This is a genomic window from Pseudoalteromonas rhizosphaerae, assembly GCF_028885455.1.
Lineage (GTDB): Bacteria > Pseudomonadota > Gammaproteobacteria > Enterobacterales > Alteromonadaceae > Pseudoalteromonas > Pseudoalteromonas rhizosphaerae.
The window spans coordinates 807,714-826,112 of the sequence record NZ_CP118496.1 but is presented as its reverse complement, the minus strand read 5'-3'; the positions used below and the strand labels follow the sequence as shown (position 1 = coordinate 826,112).

11 protein-coding genes and 2 rRNA genes are annotated in these 18,399 nt (G+C 42.9%); 5 read left to right on the top strand and 8 right to left on the bottom strand.

The window, feature by feature from the left end:
• Positions 1-123 precede the first annotated feature (123 nt).
• Together waaA and PVK79_RS03635 are read left to right on the top strand one after the other, a co-directional pair.
• On the top strand, positions 124-1,422 hold the full coding sequence (gene waaA, locus PVK79_RS03640; protein ID WP_257325319.1) for a lipid IV(A) 3-deoxy-D-manno-octulosonic acid transferase: 1,299 nt from the start codon (positions 124-126) through the stop codon (positions 1,420-1,422).
• On the top strand, positions 1,415-1,978 hold the full coding sequence (locus tag PVK79_RS03635; protein ID WP_149981406.1) for a DUF1415 domain-containing protein: 564 nt from the start codon (positions 1,415-1,417) through the stop codon (positions 1,976-1,978). The genes waaA and PVK79_RS03635 overlap by 8 nt, the downstream gene beginning before the upstream one ends.
• Before the next feature lie 27 nt (positions 1,979-2,005).
• Here PVK79_RS03635 and PVK79_RS03630 read toward each other — a convergent pair whose 3' ends face one another.
• From PVK79_RS03630 to purL, 4 genes are all read right to left on the bottom strand, one after another.
• Complete coding sequence (locus PVK79_RS03630) at positions 2,006-2,341, bottom strand: YdbL family probable chaperone protein (RefSeq protein ID WP_149981407.1); 336 nt, start codon at positions 2,339-2,341, stop codon at positions 2,006-2,008.
• 9 nt (positions 2,342-2,350) lie between these two features.
• Entirely contained in the window at positions 2,351-2,533 is a 183-nt protein-coding gene (locus PVK79_RS03625) for a YnbE family lipoprotein (protein WP_149981408.1), read from the bottom strand.
• Positions 2,526-4,979, bottom strand: a complete 2,454-nt coding sequence (locus tag PVK79_RS03620) for an intermembrane phospholipid transport YdbH family protein (RefSeq protein ID WP_257325318.1) — start codon at positions 4,977-4,979, stop codon at positions 2,526-2,528. The genes PVK79_RS03625 and PVK79_RS03620 overlap by 8 nt, the downstream gene beginning before the upstream one ends.
• Before the next feature lie 193 nt (positions 4,980-5,172).
• Positions 5,173-9,057 (bottom strand): phosphoribosylformylglycinamidine synthase, encoded by a 3,885-nt coding sequence (gene purL / locus PVK79_RS03615; RefSeq protein ID WP_182735855.1) that lies wholly within the window; start codon positions 9,055-9,057, stop codon positions 5,173-5,175.
• A 253-nt stretch (positions 9,058-9,310) separates the two neighbouring features.
• Here purL and mltF point away from each other — a divergent pair, with 253 nt between their 5' ends.
• Positions 9,311-10,780 carry a membrane-bound lytic murein transglycosylase MltF gene (gene mltF / locus PVK79_RS03610; protein WP_257325317.1) on the top strand — a complete coding sequence of 490 codons (1,470 nt, stop codon included), beginning with the start codon at positions 9,311-9,313 and terminating at the stop codon, positions 10,778-10,780.
• Positions 10,781-10,963: 183 nt separating this feature from the next.
• Positions 10,964-11,131 (top strand): hypothetical protein, encoded by a 168-nt coding sequence (locus tag PVK79_RS03605; protein ID WP_182779422.1) that lies wholly within the window; start codon positions 10,964-10,966, stop codon positions 11,129-11,131.
• Here the strand turns inward: PVK79_RS03605 and tadA are convergent.
• Positions 11,128-11,631, bottom strand: a complete 504-nt coding sequence (gene tadA / locus PVK79_RS03600; protein ID WP_145235034.1) for a tRNA adenosine(34) deaminase TadA — start codon at positions 11,629-11,631, stop codon at positions 11,128-11,130. The genes PVK79_RS03605 and tadA overlap by 4 nt on opposite strands.
• 179 nt (positions 11,632-11,810) lie before the next feature.
• Between tadA and PVK79_RS03595 the strand changes: the two genes are divergently transcribed.
• Positions 11,811-13,115 (top strand): inosine/guanosine kinase, encoded by a 1,305-nt coding sequence (locus PVK79_RS03595; protein ID WP_145235032.1) that lies wholly within the window; start codon positions 11,811-11,813, stop codon positions 13,113-13,115.
• Positions 13,116-13,135: 20 nt separating this feature from the next.
• Here PVK79_RS03595 and glsB read toward each other — a convergent pair whose 3' ends face one another.
• The 3 genes from glsB to PVK79_RS03580 form a co-directional block, all read right to left on the bottom strand.
• Positions 13,136-14,059: a glutaminase B gene (gene glsB / locus PVK79_RS03590; protein ID WP_257325316.1), complete on the bottom strand. Its 924-nt coding sequence runs from the start codon at positions 14,057-14,059 to the stop codon at positions 13,136-13,138.
• Between the two features lie 915 nt (positions 14,060-14,974).
• Positions 14,975-15,089 (bottom strand): 5S ribosomal RNA (gene rrf / locus PVK79_RS03585).
• Positions 15,090-15,223: 134 nt separating this feature from the next.
• A 23S ribosomal RNA gene (locus tag PVK79_RS03580) occupies positions 15,224-18,110 on the bottom strand.
• Between the last annotated feature and the right edge of the window lie 289 nt (positions 18,111-18,399).

Here is an 18,399-nt window from a genome sequence, read left to right as displayed (position 1 = left end):
ATATTACCAAATTAGCCGTAACTAAACACCCAAAACTCTCTATTCTAACGCTTTTTAACAATTTCGCATTTTGCTTAAAGTGTATCCGCGTTATCATTAGTGTTTATAATTCGAGGCTGAAAAATGGCACGCTTTTTTTATTCACTGATTCTTTATTTGCTAAGTCCTCTCATAACCTTTTATTTATATATACTTAGAGGTAAAAAGAACGCTGGTTATCGCGCGCACTTTGCGGAACGATTTGGCTTCATTACGATAAAAAATACCTCGCAAGAAAGTACAGTATTAAAAGATAATCTAATAGTGATCCACTGCGCTTCAGTTGGTGAAGTACTTGCTGCAACGCCTTTGCTTAAAGAGCTACAATACCAACAGCCAAGTTATTCATTTATGATAACCTGTAACACCCCTACAGGCCGTGAACAAATACATAATAATTTTAAAGACTCGGTACAGTGCGCCTATTTACCTATTGATTACCCTTGTGCTATAGCGCGCTTTTTAAAGCATGTTAAACCCACTTTAATGTGTATTTTAGAAACCGAACTTTGGCCTAATCTTATGGCGCAGTGCAAACAACAGAATATTCCTGTACTAGTACTCAATGCGCGGCTTTCAGCAAAATCACAACAGGGTTATCAAAAAGTAGCGCCATTAACTAAGGTTATAATGCAATCAATTACCGCTTTAGCTAGTCATAATCATGAAGACGCTAAACGCTTTATTGAGCTTGGCCTCAATGAGCAAAAAGTGCATATTACTGGCTCAATTAAATTTGATATAAAGCCAACTAGCGATCAGTTAGACAAAGTCGACACCCTAAAAAGCCAATACAATAATCAGCGCTTTATCTGGGTTGCCGGCTCCACGCACCCTATTGAGCATGAGCTGATATTAGCTGCTCATCAGCAGCTGCTAAAACAGATTCCAGATGCACTGCTAGTTATTGCGCCGCGCCACCCAGAACAATTTGATAAGGTCGCAACATTGCTTGAAGACTCACCATTGAGCTTTAGCCGCCGCAGTAAAAATAACTATCAAAGCGAACAAGTACTCCTTGCTGATACTTTAGGTGAATTGCAATGTTTATATGGTATGGCCAACATCAGTTATATTGGCGGCAGTTTAATTGCACGTGGCGGGCATAACCCTCTCGAGTCAGCGGCATTTTCTGTCGGTGTTTTAACAGGCCCGCATACCTATAATTTCAACCATGTTTACCCTGAACTGATTGCATCAGGTGGGTGTATACAAGTAAGCGATACAAAGATGTTAGCGGAGCAACTATACGAGCTTCATCAGCAACCAGCGTTTTGCCAGCAGCTAGGTCTACAGGCAGCACACTGTGTTGCTAATAACCAAGGTGCCATCGCGAAAACGATCACCATCATTAACAAATTTTTAGAGCCACACAATGACTGAACAAACAAAACTAACCTTACCAGAACAACAAACCCGCTTATGGGTAGCTAATGTCATTGTTAAATATAACTTTTGCCCCTTTGCCCGTAAAGAAGTTGAAAATAATTGCATACATTATCAAACTAGCCAAGCAACCAGCATTGATGATGCTGTGATGGAGATGATCGAACAATGTATTGAACTTGATCAACAACCGGCTCGAGAGACTACATTATTGATGTTTGAACAAGGCTTTACTGACTTTGAGGAATTTTTAGATTTAGTGGATTTAGCCAATGCGCTATTAGTTGCCCAAGGCTTTGAAGGTAAATATCAAATAGCCAACTTTCATCCTGACTATGTGTTTGCCGATAGTGATGACAATGATGCAGCAAACTACACTAACCGCGCGCCTTTTCCTACCTTACATTTAATTCGTGAGGCTAGTATGAGTGCAGCACTTGATGATTATAATGAACCTGAATCAATTCCAGATCACAACATCAATTTAGCTCGCCGAAAAGGCATCGACTTTTGGCAACAATTACTTGCTGGATGTAAAAAGCCGAGTGCTTAATCACTCAGCTTTTAGTAAAAAGGAATGTTACTTTTTAACCCATTCTCCGTTCACTTCAACAAAGTGACCCGATTGGGTTTTTTCAATCGTTTTAGCAGCTGCCAGCGCTTCTACTTGAGAAAGCGACAAGTTGTTCTTTTTAGCGAGCTTTAAATATTGTGCTTTACGTTTAGCATTAATTTCATCGACAACCACTTTTGCCTCTGCATTTTGCACCACAAGGCCTAAATAACCAGAGCTGTCCTCACCCACTAGCCCTTGATTTTTTGCATCATCTAACGAAATGGCCCAAGCCGAAAACGACAAACACACCGCACTTAATAAAGTGACAATGCTTAGTTTTTTATTTTTTACTATATTCATACTTGCTCCTTAAAATAATTCGCTGTCATCACTAAATAAACTGTCGAGTTCTCTATCAACTTTTACGCGGATTTCATGATCGACCTTAACATTTAAGTTAATTGTAATAGGTTCCTTAGCGGCTACCTCAACACGATGCGTACATGCACTGAGTAATCCCAATGCGGTTAATATTACTAACCATTTAGTCATTATTACTTCCTTTTGTTGAATACTCTTGTTCAACTTTTTGCGTAATTTCATCACTTAAGCGCAGTGCTCGTAATAGTGTGAACACGTTCTCTTCATGATTATAGTTAAAATTAACTTGCTGTGCTTGCTGTTGATTATACCCTTGCAAATTAACGCCTAAGGTCATCCAGCCGTCAGGTTTTAAGTTAACACTACTTTTAATACTCTGAATATCTAAATTTTCAAGCAAGCCAAGTATAGGTCCTAACTCTTGTTGTTGAGCCTTTACCGAATTAAAAGCTGCATTATCAGTGATAAGTAATTTAGCAGCACCTTGATTAACAAGCTGCCCACCTTTAACCTCAATACCCGCTTTTGTAAAATAAACAGGCAAGTGTCCAGCTACATTTCCCGTTAAGCTAATACCCGATTTAGCATCAAGGGTAATGACCTTGCTAGCATCTATATTGTCAAATGTAACTAATGCTTGTTGCGGCTCTTCTGTAAGGCGATATTTATCCAGCAAAAAATGCCCTCCCATAACCTTCCCTGTAAGCTCCGTAACAGCAAGTTCATTTGCCCGTACTTGCCAAAACCCTGTTAGCTGCTTCACCACAGCACCAGCTCGTAATTCATTTAGTTCAAATGTAGAAGGCACAACATTAAGCTGCCCTGAATCATAACGACCTATAAATTGAGTATTAAAATGCTTAGCAAGGTAATCTGTGTATAAACCACTTACACCGACTACCTGTAAAGAGAGATCGGCCTGTTGCAGATTAATATCACCAGCAATACGGCCACTGACTTTACCATCTGTTAAGGTTGCAAGCGGCACAAATTGATGAAGCAGTGGGTTAAGCTTAGTAACTAACTGCTCTGAAATTATCACCTCAAATGGATGAGCTGTGCTTGTTATATTATGCATTGCTACAAGCTCTATCCCTTCTACATATATATGATGAGATGCTTGCAAGGCACGACTTTGTAAACCTGTTGAGCTTATGCGAATGTCGTTAAGTCGTAACTCTTCGGTTTGTAGCTTGGCTAACTTTGTTTCACTGGTTAAATCAAAAAACAATTCCCCTGCTGACAAACTTCCTGCAGCAGTTAGCTGATTCGTCAGCTGAGATAGTTTAATACTCCCCATATTAATAGTATCAATCTGGCTCGATAAGCTAGCGGTTAAGTATTGATTACTTTGTAGCTTCGCCTTAAAAGTTGCTTGGTAATTATCAATGCCAATATCATGCACTTTTAATTGCCCCAGCGCTAATTGTGCTGACAATTCGAGAGCAGGCTGTGCAGCCAATATGCTATTTATTGAAAAATGCCCTTGTGCACTAATATGCTGCGCATCAACATCGATAAAATCAGGCAGCGTAGCTACTTTTAACTGATAGTTACCATCAATATCACTGCTAACAACACTCGCGGCTATATCTAATAATGCAATATCATCACTCGAAAACGACAACGCGAATTGTGCCAATAGGGTTTCTAAAGGATTCTTTATATCAACCGCTAACTGTTTAACATTCATGAGCAGTTGTGATCCTGCCTGCAATGTTAGCTGATCTAATGTCAATTGAGTGTCTTGCACAATGATCTTACTAGGTAAAACTAATCGCCAATTTAACGGTATTTGCCGAGTAACAAATTGCTGCTGCGCATCATCATCGATAACACCACCCAAACTTTGTAAACACTCATTTTTGCCATTGAGTGTTGTTGCTAATTGCTGAGCATCTAGGGTTAATGTTTTTGAATTTAAGTTATAGTGACTACTGACTTTGCCACTACTTTTAATTGTCATCGAGCAGGTATTAATGGCGTAAGTGAAATCAGCACCTAGCTGAGTGTCTATATCGAGTGCAATACCATCAAAAACGAACCTATGTTGGCTAGTTAAATTAAGTCCTGCAATCGAGTTTACAGTCGCGGCCTTAAATGTAGAAAGTAGTCGCTCATCAAGCTCAATATTTCCTGCCAGCTTGGTATTTTTAACGTCAACCTCAGCTTTTACATCACCAGTAACAACAAACTCATTTAACATCGGCTCATTTATGCTGATAATAAGTGGCTTTTTTAATTGAGACTGAGTGATCACTAAACGTTTTAGGTGTAACAACGGGCGAGCTTGCGGTAGCGCCAAAGCAAGCTTTTTAGGCTCAGTCGAAGAATCATGGTTTACCAGTATTAAATTTGCACGGTTAACCGTGATGTTTTGAGTATTGGCCGTAATATCAGCTAATTCAAGCAACTGCCCTTGATAGCCAATACATGCTCGCTGTACATGGAGATCCAGATTGGTTGTTAACGACCAATCCAAACAATGCAGTTCAACTCCAGCTTGATGCAGTGGAGGAGCAACAAAATGCAAAGTGATCGGCATGCGAAAAATATAGCCAAGTGAAAGTACACTTAGCACTAGAATTAATAACCCCCAACCTACACGCTTAAACATATTATCCTTAAAATACCTTTGACCTTTGACCTTTGACCTTTGACCTTTGACCTTTGACCTTTGACCTTTGACCTTTGACCTTTGACCTTTGACCTTTGACCTTTGACCTTTGACCAGCATAAACAAAAAAGGCTGCACAGTGCAGCCTTTTATTCTAGTACTAGATAATGAATCTAGTGTGTATAAATATAGTTTAACCTACATTTTTACGTGCATTGCGGAACATACGCATCCATGGGCTATCTTCGCGCCACTCATCTGGGTGCCACGAGTTAGCAACCGCACGGAATACACGTTCAGGGTGAGGCATCATTACAGTAGCACGGCCATCAGCTGAAGTAATACCTGTGATACCTTCTGGCGAGCCGTTCGGGTTAGCAGGATATTGTGTCGTAGGGTTACCGTAGTTATCAACAAACTTAACCGCTACAGTACCTGACTCAAGCGCTGCTTTCACTGCTGCATCATTAGCAAACTCAGCATGACCTTCACCGTGAGACACAGCGATAGGCATACGAGAGCCCGCCATACCGTTGAAGAATACCGAAGGATTCTCTTGCACTTCAACTAAGCTAAAACGTGCTTCAAAACGCTCAGATTTATTCGTCACAAAGCGTGGCCAATGTTCAGTGCCAGGGATCAACTCTTTTAATGTTGATAACATCTGACAACCGTTACACACACCTAAACTAAATGAGTCTTGGCGCTCAAAGAAGCTTTGGAACTGCTCACGTGCCATATCATTAAATAAGATTGATTTAGCCCAACCTTCACCAGCACCTAACACGTCACCGTAAGAGAAGCCGCCACATGCCACTAAGCCTTTAAACTCTTCCAGACTTAAACGCCCTTCAAGAATATCGCTCATGTGTACATCAACTGCCGCAAAACCAGCACGGTTAAATGCAGCTGCCATTTCTAAATGCGAGTTAACACCTTGCTCTCGTAAGATAGCCATTTTAGGCTTAGCGCCTGTCGCAATATACGGTGCTGCCACATCTTCATTTAAATCGAAGTTTAGTTTAACGTTAAGACCAGGATCTTTAACATCAAACTTGGCATCAAATTCTTGCTTAGCACAATCAGGATTATCACGACGTGCTTGCATTTGGTAGGTGGTTTCTGCCCAAATAGTACGTAATTCAGTACGCGTGTTACTAAGTACAGGGTTACCAGCGCGGTTAAATACCACACTGTCGTCACTGTTAAGTGTGCCAATTTCATGGCTGATTGCAGCAATGCCATGTTCAGCAAATACTGCGTTCACGACCTCTAAATCACTGTTAGCAACTTGGATTACCGCTCCGAGCTCTTCATTATAAAGTGCTTCAATGTCAGAACCTGTTAAACCATCTAAATCAACAGTCACACCAGTATGACCCGCAAATGCCATTTCAGCCACTGTGGTAAATAAACCACCGTCTGAACGGTCATGATAAGCAAGTAACTTATTATCAGCGACTAACGCTTGCATTGCATTGTAGAAGCCTTTTAGTAATTCAGGGCTATCTACATCTGGCGTTACATCACCTAATTGCTTATAAACTTGCGCTAAACTTGATGCACCTAGTCGGTTTTTACCAGCACCTAAGTCAACCAAGATAAGTGAGGTTTCACCTTTATCTGTACGTAGCTGCGGAGTAACCGTTTTACGTACATCGTCAACACGACCAAACGCGGTGATAATAAGTGATAATGGTGCTGTTACTGACTTCTGCTCGCCATTCTCATCCCACTGGGTTTTCATCGACATAGAGTCTTTACCCACAGGAATGGTTAAACCAAGCGCAGGACAAAGCTCTTCACCCACCGCTTTAACTGCTTCGTAAAGACCCGCATCTTCGCCAGGGTGACCAGCTGCTGCCATCCAGTTAGCAGACAACTTAATGTTTTCAAGCGGTCCAATGTTAGCACAAGCAATATTGGTTAATGATTCAGCTACGGCCAAACGTGCTGATGCACCGTAATTAAGCAATGCTGCAGGTGTACGCTCACCAAGAGACATTGCCTCACCATGGTAAGTGTCATACGTTGCTGCAGTTACGGCACAGTTAGCAACTGGCACCTGCCAAGGACCAACCATTTGGTCACGAGCAACTAGCCCTGTTACTGAGCGGTCACCAATGGTGATCAAGAACGTCTTTTCAGCAATCGCAGGTAAACGTAATAAACGTGTTGCCGCTTCACTTACGTCAATATTTGCAGTATCCAGCGCTTTACCAATAACTTGTTGAGATTGCGCTTCACGGTGCATTTTAGGTGCTTTGCCTAATAACACATCCAGTGGTAAATCAACGGGGTTGTTACCAAAATGGCTATCTGCAACGGTTAAATGACGCTCTTCAGTCGCTTCACCTATTACAGCATATTGCGCACGTTCACGCTTACAAATGGCTTCAAAACGGTCAAAATCTTCAACCGCGACAGCAAGTACATAACGCTCTTGAGACTCGTTACACCAGATCTCATGCGGTGCCATGCCCGGCTCATCATTCGGAATATCGCGCAGTTGGAATTTGCCCCCACGACCACCGTCATTAACAAGCTCAGGGAATGCATTTGATAAACCGCCCGCGCCCACATCGTGAATAAACGCGATTGGGTTAGCATCACCTAACTGCCAGCATTTATCGATGACTTCTTGACAACGACGTTCCATTTCTGGGTTTTCACGTTGTACTGACGCAAAATCTAAATCTTCATTTGATTGGCCTGACGCCATTGATGAAGCAGCGCCGCCACCTAAACCAATGTTCATCGCTGGGCCACCTAACGCAATCAACTTAGCGCCAACAGGAATTTCACCTTTTTGTACATGGTCAGTACGAATATTACCTAAACCACCTGCAAGCATAATTGGCTTGTGGTAACCACGCACCTCAAGGCCATTATGACTGGTTACTTGCTCTTCATAAGTGCGGAAGTAACCGACTAAGTTTGGACGACCAAACTCATTATTAAACGCAGCGCCACCCAATGGGCCCTCAGTCATAATATCTAATGCTGTAACGATACGAGCAGGCTTACCAAAATCAGTTTCCCACGGTTGCTCGTAACCAGGAATACGTAAGTTTGATACAGTAAAGCCAACTAAACCTGCTTTTGGCTTAGAGCCACGGCCTGTTGCACCTTCATCACGAATTTCACCACCAGAACCGGTAGCAGCACCAGAAAAAGGTGCAATCGCAGTTGGGTGGTTATGGGTTTCAACTTTCATCAAGATTTCAATGTTCTCTTGATGATATGCATATTCACCTTCAGCATTTGGGAAGAAACGACCCGCTTTCGAACCTTTCATTACTGCGGCGTTATCTTTATAAGCAGATAATACGTTTTCAGGGTTTAGCTCGTAGGTATTTTTAATCATTTTGAATAGCGATTTAGGCTGAACTACACCATCGATGGTCCAATCTGCATTAAAAATTTTATGACGACAATGCTCTGAGTTTGCTTGTGCAAACATAAATAATTCAATGTCGTTCGGGTTACGCCCTAACTTTTGGAAGTTTTCTACCAAGTAATCAATTTCGTCATCAGCAAGGGCAAAACCTTGCTCAACGTTTGCAGTTGCTAGCGCTTCACGGCCGCCGGCTAAAATGTCAACTGATGACATTTGACTCGGTGCATCAGTACGGAATAACGTCGCAGCGTCGTCCATTGCGCTGTGCGTTGCTTCGGTCATGCGGTCATGTAATAAGGCTGCAACTTGATTTAATTGCTCAGCGTTTAAGTCACCTTCAACATAATAAGCGATGCCGCGCTCAACACGGTGTACTTGAGTTAAGCCACAATTATGTGCAATATCCGTCGCTTTTGAAGCCCATGGCGAGATTGTGCCAGGACGAGGCGTTACTAACACCAAAGTGCCTGCAGGTGTATGTTCGGCAATCGTTGGACCATAGGTAAGTAACTTCTCAAGCTTAGTTTGCTCATCACTTGACAGCTGTGCGGTTAGATCTGCAAAGTGTGCATACTCAGCGTATACATTAGTGACTGGAAGTTGCGCCTGTTGGCAACGGGCTAAAATTTTCTGAACTCTAAAATCGGAAAGTGCTGGTGCACCACGAAGGATCAACATAGGTATTTTCATCCGGGGTTAGGGATTGAACGATATTTTAGGCGGGTATTATATACTCAAGTAACTCGGAAATACAGGTTAAGCAGGGAATTAAAATTGCGGCAAGAGCGCTATAAGTTAGCATCGTTTATTACTAATAATGCCTAGTGGCAGATGAAATATCAAACACAGTAAAGTCAACTATGACAAATCGCCAAGTGACGTCATCGCAAAGTTTTGATATAAGGGTGTAATAGCATTCAAGGGGCACAGTATGTTTAAACAAAAGCTAATAACAATCATTACGTTAGTAATGCTTTTGTGTGCCTGCGATATGCAACAGCAGCAATCTCAACTTAGCCAAATAAAAACTCAAAACAAAATCAGAGTGGGTACGTTAGCTGGAGCAAGTAATTATTATCAAGCAGTGCAAGGTGAACAAGGATTTGAATATGAGTTAGCCCAAGAGTTTGCAGATCACCTTGGGGTTGAACTGGAGATGGTGCCATTTTTTAACTTATCCGACATGTTTTCACGCTTAGATAGCGGCGATTTAGACTTAATAGCCTCTGGTTTAACGTACAATAAAGTACGCGCCCAAGATTACCGTTTTGGCCCAACCTATCGCACAATTAGCCAAAAACTGGTTTATAAACAAGGTAGAGTAAGACCTCGTGATTTTGATGATCTAACCGATAACCTGACAGTACTTGCCAAAAGTAGCCATTCATTGGCACTGCAACAAATTAAACAAACTCACCCCAATTTAAATTGGCGCGAAACAGAAGATCTCGACGAAGAAGAGCTATTACAAGCAGTGATCGATGGTGAAATTGATTACACTCTTGCCGACTCACATACCCTATCGTTGTTTCGTCGCTATCACCCTAATCTTAGTATTGGTTTTTCTGTTACTCGTAACGATCCCATTGCTTGGCTGCTGCGCAAAGACGGCGACGATTCGTTATATGCGTTAATGGTGCCGTTTTTTGGTGAAGTAAAACAAAGTAATCAGCTTTATGTACTTGAAGAAAAATATTTTGGCCATGTCCGCCAATTTAACTACGTTAATACCCTTGCCTATATTGAAGCAATTAAAGAAACACTGCCAAAATATCAACCTTGGTTTGAGCAATATGCAGGCAGCCTAGATTGGCGATTACTTGCAGCTTTAAGTTATCAAGAATCAATGTGGAATCCGCGAGCAAAATCCCCCACAGGAGTTCGTGGTATTATGATGCTCACTCGTGATACTGCAAAGCAGGTCGGCGTAACTAATCGTCTTGCTCCTGAGCAAAATATCAAAGGCGGCGCAGAATATTTGACGAAGCTAGAAAAACGAATTCCCGACCGCGTTCCTCAGCCAGATCGTACTTGGCTAGCTTTAGCATCCTATAATATTGGTTGGGGTCACGTGAACGATGCTCGTATTATTACCGAGCAGCAAGGTGCTAGCCCTGATAAATGGGCTGATGTGAAAAAACGCTTACCGCTATTAATCAAAAAACGTTACTACCGTAAAACCAAGTATGGCTATTCGCGCGGTGACGTTGCAGTCAAGTATGTGGATAATATTCGTCGTTACTACGATGCACTAGTTTGGTTAGATGAAAATGACGCGATCAGCACACCGACTACTGAACCCGATGATGCTGAACAAATAGATCAACCTACTACCCAAGCTGCTGAGATTAAAAATCCAAAGCCTGCCACTACAAACCACGGTCTCCCCAACAAAAGATGACAGTATCGATGAGCAAGCACCGCAAAAAAAAGATAACGGCGAACAATAAAAATAACTTTAAATGCGATAGGTACGCGCAAACTAAAATATCTATTTACTTGTCATCAAATGATCACTAATGTGTAGTATCAAGTATATAATTAACTTATATCTTTTCTCACTCTCACATTTTCAGGAGAAACCATGCTGAAACGTCGGCGTACACATTCGTTCAAACGAAATGTTATTTATTCATCATCTACCCGTCGCAGAATAATGCTGCGTAATTTACATAGAAAAGTAATTTGGCGTCGCAGAATGTTTGCAATGCAACAAATGGCAGAGTTAAACATTGCAGCACCTGCAGGTTAAGCCTTCAGGTCACGCAAAGCTTTCTTTGCAGCTTTTATTTCTTGACGGCGGCGTTTAAAAAAATCAGAAATAGTTTGCCCACATAACTCACCTAGTATTCCGGCCTCAACTTCAACCTGATGATTTAATCTAGGATCTTGTAATAGATTCATAATAGAGCCTGCTGATCCTGTTTTTTCATCCGCAGCACCAAACACTAAACGTTTGATACGACTGTGTACTAGCAACCCGGCGCACATAGAGCATGGCTCCAACGTGACGTATAAAGTACAATCAATCAAGCGGTAATTATTAACGACCTTGCCACCTTCGCGTATCGCAATCATCTCTGCATGAGCAGAAGGATCGTTATCGGTAATCGAACGATTGTAGCCAGCTGCAATCAACTGATTATCTTTGACCAGTACAGCACCGACAGGAATTTCATTCAACTGCTCCGCTTTTTTTGCATACTCTAGAGCTTGCGCCATCCAATATTGATCGTTCAATTGTTCACTCATTGACTTAATCTTTAACTAATTATTGTTTAATTATACTCACTTAGGCCATTAAAACGCTAAATATACTGATTAGTGATAAAAATAAAACAAATTAAAACAGCTTTAACATGGCTCACCCCGTGCGATTTACGATATAATCTCTCGCTTTTTTTATTTAGCTCACAACACACGGGTAGCAAATGAAATTTCCTGGACGCCGCAGGCATAAACATTATTTTCCAGTGGAAGCCAAAGATCCACTTACTAATCAACTCAACGCCAGTGATAAGTTGCAACGCAGCTACATCACAGGGATAGATCAAATCGTAGTTGATATAGAAGCTAAAGTCGATCAAGCTTTCCTTGACGAATTTCAACTGCGCCGAGGTATGTCGCAAGTTATTGATAGTGATATAACCAATGCATTATATGACCGCTTAAAACTCAACGATATGATCGATTATGAGTTTGCAGGCGGTACTATCGGCAACACTATGCACAACTACTCAGTATTAGCGGATGACCGCTCTGTACTACTGGGTGTGATGAGTGAAAACATTAAAATTGGTAGCTACGCTTATCGCTTTTTATGTAACACCTCAAGTCGTGTCGATCTCGACTACTTACAACCGGTAGATGGTCCGATCGGTCGCTGCTTTACACTCATTGACGATACTGGTGAACGTACTTTTGCCATCAGCGCAGGGCTGATGAACCACCTACGACCTGAATCAATCGATCAGGAGTTAATAGAGAACTCATCGGCATTAGTGATCAGTGCTTACTTAATGCGTACGCAAGGTTCTGAGACGATGACAGAAGCAACAATGCAAGCTGTCAAATATGCCAATGATGCTGGCATCCCTGTCGTACTCACTCTTGGTACTAAGTTTTTAATCGAGCAAGACCCTACTTGGTGGGCTAGTTTTGTTGAAAAACATGTTGATATTTTAGCAATGAATGAGGAAGAAGGGCTGGCAATAACTGGCTTTGAAGACCCTCTACTTGCAGCTGATAAAGCACTTGATTGGGTAGATTTAGTTATCTGTACCGCAGGTGAAAAAGGCTTGTTTATGGCAGGCTACATCGATGAGCAATTTAAACGAGAAACAGAATACCCATTGCTGCCTGGCGCAATACCAGATTTCAATCGTTATGAGTTTTCGCGCGCTATGCGCAAAGTTGACTGTCAGCAGCCAATTCGTGCATACAGCCATACAGCGCCATTTATGGGTGGTCCAGACTCTATTAAGAACACCAATGGTGCAGGAGATTGTGCATTAGCGGCGGTACTACATGACTTATCGGCAAATGTTTACCATAAGCTCAATGTTGGTAATTCAGCTAAACACCAGCAACCGGCAATGACCTACTCATCATTAGCACAAATTAGTAAGTATGCTAACCGTGCCAGTTTTGAGGTGTTAGTACAGCATTCACCGCGCTTATCTCGTGGTTTACCTGAGCGTGAAGACTGCCTCGAACAGGTTTATTGGGAGCAGTAACAACTCCCAATACATATTAGTTAAAAAATAGAGATATCAAGTTTTTTAGATAGCAGCTCAAGGGCTGCTATTCCTGCCACCGAGTTGCCAAATGAATTTAACCCAGGCGACCATACTGCCACTGTAAACTTATTCGGTAACACCGCTAATATAGTGCCCGATACTCCTGATTTACCCGGCATACCAACCCTATAACCAAAATCGCCCGCCGCATCATAGAGGCCGCTGGTAAATAATAATGAGTTGAGCTGTTTGTTTTGCAGACTTGAAAGTACGCGTCTATTAGACACGTTATCTATCCCTTTATTGGCCAGAAAGTTATATGCTTTAGCCAATTCGACACAATTGAGCTCTATTGCACAAAAATTAAAATATGCCCATAACACATCATCAACTTCGTTTTTAAAGTTACCAAAGGACTTCATTAAATGCCCCATTGCAGCATTACGATGACGAAATTCATACTCAGAATTAGCGACCTTCTTATCAATCACTATGCCCTTATTTCCAGACAATAACCTAAATGTTTCTAACATTGAATGCATAGGTGCAGACAAGCGGCTATATAACGCATCACAGGTAACGATAGCACCGGCATTTATGAAAGGGTTACGCGGTATACCCTTTTCAAACTCAAGCTGAGTCAAAGAGTTAAACGCAGTACCTGACGGCTCTTTGCCGACTCGTTGCCATAATTCATTACCATAGCGCTGCAGCGCTAACGTTAACGTCATTACTTTAGAAACAGATTGAATTGTAAAGCGTTGCGAGCAATCGCCTGCGCAAAATGTCTGGCCATCAGTCGTATATATAGCAATAGAAAATTGGTTAGCATCAACCTCAGCCAATGCTGGAATATAATCCGCCACTTTACCTTGTGATAACAGTGGTTGCACCTCAGCGGTAATTTCATTTAAGACTTTTTGATAATCAGAGGTAGGCAAGGTAACCCTCATTGGCATTGAAAACAGAAATAAAATTCTACCATATTAGAAGAAAAGCAGACTGACTTTATTACTCAAATAATACCTAATAAAACACGCTTACAGTCACTTATTAATAATGCTGATTTGCCTTTTACTTACAAAGAGTGCGAGCTTGCCTATCACTTATAGAGGGCGCTAGTTTTCAAGATTAGAAAATGACAGTACACGCATGTCAAAGGTTAACGCTGACGGCTCGAAGCCAATAGCTTTCCTGCAGACGTAAAAAAGCCCGACTATTGCTAGTCGGGCTTTCTCAATTTAGATCCTGTCAATGTCGTGGTGCCCACAGCGGTAGAGAGTCACATAACAAATGTATAGAGTAGGCTTTAGGCTCTTATTCTTTTTTACCTAAAACCTATTGCCTTTCACCTCGAACCTTCTTTTTACTTTATGCCAGACGTAAAAAAGCCCGACTATTTCTAGTCGGGCTTTCTCAATTTGGAGCTTGGCGATGTCGTAGTGCCCACAACGGTAGAGAGCCACATAGCAAATGCGACACTATCTTTGTGTCGGGGCGGCCTTGTGCGGGGCTCGCCTTCGAGCTGTGTATAGGAATACACATGCCGTAGAGCATAGGATTGCAAGAGCGGTCACTACTGAGTTCGGCATGGGGTCTTGGCTTGGTGTTTTAACTTTGTTCCAGACGTAAAAAAGCCGCTTCATTTCTGAAGCGGCTTTCTCAATTTAGATCCTGGCAATGTCATAGTGCCCACAGCGGTAGAGAGCCACATAGCAAATGTATAGAGTCGGCATTAGGCCCTGATCAACTCTCTTCCTTTATCCTATTCCCTTTTACCTTTCACCTGCATTTTTACTTTCCTACAGACAACAAAAAACCCGTCACATCGCTGTAACGGGTTTCTCTTATTTGGAGCCTGGTAATGTCCTACTTTCACATAGCAAATGCTACACTATCATCGGCGCTGTTTCGTTTCACTACTGAGTTCGGCATGGGGTCAGGTGGGTCCAAAACGCTATTGTCACCAAGCAAATTTGGTGTAAGTTCGATTTAATCGAGCTTACTAAAATTTGGAATTCTGATAATAAAGAGTATCGTAAATCTACTTTAGTCTATTAACTTCTTGCGCTATCAACTATCACATAAAACGCGTTTGGCGTTGTATGGTTAAGCCTCACGGGTAATTAGTACAAGTTAGCTTAACATATCACTATGCTTCCACATCTTGCCTATCAACGTTGTAGTCTTCAACGGCCCTTCAGAGACTTTAAAAGTCTAGTGAGAACTCATCTCGAGGCCTGCTTCGCGCTTAGATGCTTTCAGCGCTTATCAGTTCCGAACGTAGCTACCGGGCAATGCCATTGGCATGACAACCCGAACACCAGCGGTTCGTTCACTCCGGTCCTCTCGTACTAGGAGCAACCCCTCTCAATTCTCAAACGCCCACGGCAGATAGGGACCGAACTGTCTCACGACGTTCTAAACCCAGCTCGCGTACCACTTTAAATGGCGAACAGCCATACCCTTGGGACCGACTTCAGCCCCAGGATGTGATGAGCCGACATCGAGGTGCCAAACACCGCCGTCGATATGAACTCTTGGGCGGTATCAGCCTGTTATCCCCGGAGTACCTTTTATCCGTTGAGCGATGGCCCTTCCATTCAGAACCACCGGATCACTATGACCTACTTTCGTACCTGCTCGACGTGTCTGTCTCGCAGTTAAGCTGGCTTCTACCATTACACTAACCGTACGATGTCCGACCGTACTTAGCCAACCTTCGTGCTCCTCCGTTACTCTTTGGGAGGAGACCGCCCCAGTCAAACTACCCACCAGGCACTGTCCGTAACCCCGATTCAGGGGCCAACGTTAGAACATCAAAACTACAAGGGTGGTATTTCAAGGACGACTCCAACAAAACTAGCGTCTCATCTTCTAAGTCTCCCACCTATCCTACACATGTAGGTTCAATGTTCAGTGCCAAGCTGTAGTAAAGGTTCACGGGGTCTTTCCGTCTAGCCGCGGGTACACAGCATCTTCACTGCGATTTCAATTTCACTGAGTCTCGGGTGGAGACAGCGTGGCCATGGTTACACCATTCGTGCAGGTCGGAACTTACCCGACAAGGAATTTCGCTACCTTAGGACCGTTATAGTTACGGCCGCCGTTTACCGGGGCTTCGATCAAGAGCTTCTCCGAAGATAACCCCATCAATTAACCTTCCGGCACCGGGCAGGTGTCACACCGTATACGTCATCTTGCGATTTTGCACAGTGCTGTGTTTTTAATAAACAGTCCCAGCCACCTGGTCACTGCGGCTCCAATCAGCTTAGAGAGCAAGTCTCATCACCAATCGGAGCGTACCTTCTCCCGAAGTTACGGTACGATTTTGCCTAGTTCCTTCACCCGAGTTCTCTCAAGCGCCTTAGTATTCTCTACCTGACCACCTGTGTCGGTTTGGGGTACGATTCGGTATAATCTGAAGCTTAGAGGCTTTTCCTGGAAGTATGGCATCAGCAACTTCATCACCTTAGTGACTCGTCTCGTGTCTCAGCCTAACAGCAACCCGGATTTACCTAAGTCGCTAGCCTACTCACTTTCACATGGACTACCAACGCCATGCTTGCTTAGCCTGCTCCGTCCCCCCATCGCAATTATACCAAGTACGGAAATATTAATCCGTTTCCCATCGACTACGCCTTTCGGCCTCGCCTTAGGGGTCGACTTACCCTACCCTGATTAACATGGGATAGGAACCCTTGGTCTTCCGGCGTGCGGGTTTTTCACCCGCATTATCGTTACTCATGTCAGCATTCGCACTTCTGATACGTCCAGCATACCTCCCGGTACACCTTCAACCGCTTACAGAACGCTCCCCTACCACTCAGAATGAATTCTGAATCCGCAGCTTCGGTGCATAGTTTAGCCCCGTTACATCTTCCGCGCAGACCGACTCGACCAGTGAGCTATTACGCTTTCTTTAAAGGATGGCTGCTTCTAAGCCAACCTCCTGGCTGTCTGGGCCTTTCCACATCGTTTCCCACTTAACTATGACTTTGGGACCTTAGCTGGCGGTCTGGGTTGTTTCCCTCTTCACGACGGACGTTAGCACCCGCCGTGTGTCTCCCGGATATTACTTTACGGTATTCGGAGTTTGCAAAGGGTTGGTAAGTCGGGATGACCCCCTAGCCTTAACAGTGCTCTACCCCCGTAAGTATTCGTCCGAGGCTCTACCTAAATAGATTTCGGGGAGAACCAGCTATCTCCCGGTTTGATTAGCCTTTCACTCCTAGCCACAGGTCATCCCCTAACTTTTCAACGTTAGTGGGTTCGGTCCTCCAGTTGATGTTACTCAACCTTCAACCTGCCCATGGCTAGATCACCGGGTTTCGGGTCTATACCTTGCAACTAGTCGCCCAGTTAAGACTCGGTTTCCCTACGGCTACCCTATTCGGTTAACCTCGCTACAAAATATAAGTCGCTGACCCATTATACAAAAGGTACGCAGTCACCCAACAAGTGGGCTCCTACTGCTTGTACGTACACGGTTTCAGGTTCTATTTCACTCCCCTCACAGGGGTTCTTTTCGCCTTTCCCTCACGGTACTGGTTCACTATCGGTCAGTTGGGAGTATTTAGCCTTAGATGATGGTCCACCTATATTCAGTCAAAGTTTCACGTGCTCCGACCTACTCGATTTCACTTAAAAGGGATTTTCATGTACGGGACTATCACCCTGTATCGTGGCACTTTCCAGAGCCTTCCATTAACACCAATTAAGCTTAAGGGCTGTTCCGATTTCGCTCGCCGCTACTTTCGGAATCTCGGTTGATTTCTTTTCCTACGGGTACTTAGATGTTTCAGTTCTCCGCGTTCGCCTCGTTAACCTATGTATTCAGTTAACGATACCTGCAAGCAGGTGGGTTTCCCCATTCGGAAATCCTAGTCTCAAGTGCTTTTTACTAGCTTGACTAGGCTTATCGCAAGTTAATACGTCCTTCATCGCCTCCAACTGCCAAGGCATCCACCGTGTACGCTTAGTCACTTAACCATACAACCCAAACGGGTCTTTGTTTCGTGACAGTTTAACTTCGCCAGAAGTTAATATTGAATACTAAAGTAGATACCAATCAACAAACGTAAACGTTCATTAAATGGCACTGAATGATACTGCTATCATTCTTTTTTACTTTTTGAAAACTCTGTACAAATAACAATGTTATTCATACGAATTTTATTATCAGCTTTTCCAAATTTTTAAAGAGCATATTAATTAGTTAACCCAGAGGGTAAAACTAACTAACAATCATCTGTGTGGACACTACGAACAAATAAGTTCT

Excerpts from the sequence above, each read along its gene's own strand:
- waaA (WP_257325319.1), top strand. The coding sequence starts at position 124 with ATGGCACGCTTTTTTTATTCACTGATTCTTTATTTGCTAAGTCCTCTC.
- PVK79_RS03635 (WP_149981406.1), top strand. The coding sequence starts at position 1,415 with ATGACTGAACAAACAAAACTAACCTTACCAGAACAACAAACCCGCTTA.
- PVK79_RS03630 (WP_149981407.1), bottom strand. The coding sequence starts at position 2,341 with ATGAATATAGTAAAAAATAAAAAACTAAGCATTGTCACTTTATTAAGT.
- PVK79_RS03625 (WP_149981408.1), bottom strand. The coding sequence starts at position 2,533 with ATGACTAAATGGTTAGTAATATTAACCGCATTGGGATTACTCAGTGCA.
- PVK79_RS03620 (WP_257325318.1), bottom strand. The coding sequence starts at position 4,979 with ATGTTTAAGCGTGTAGGTTGGGGGTTATTAATTCTAGTGCTAAGTGTA.
- purL (WP_182735855.1), bottom strand. The coding sequence starts at position 9,057 with ATGTTGATCCTTCGTGGTGCACCAGCACTTTCCGATTTTAGAGTTCAG.
- mltF (WP_257325317.1), top strand. The coding sequence starts at position 9,311 with ATGTTTAAACAAAAGCTAATAACAATCATTACGTTAGTAATGCTTTTG.
- PVK79_RS03605 (WP_182779422.1), top strand. The coding sequence starts at position 10,964 with ATGCTGAAACGTCGGCGTACACATTCGTTCAAACGAAATGTTATTTAT.
- tadA (WP_145235034.1), bottom strand. The coding sequence starts at position 11,631 with ATGAGTGAACAATTGAACGATCAATATTGGATGGCGCAAGCTCTAGAG.
- PVK79_RS03595 (WP_145235032.1), top strand. The coding sequence starts at position 11,811 with ATGAAATTTCCTGGACGCCGCAGGCATAAACATTATTTTCCAGTGGAA.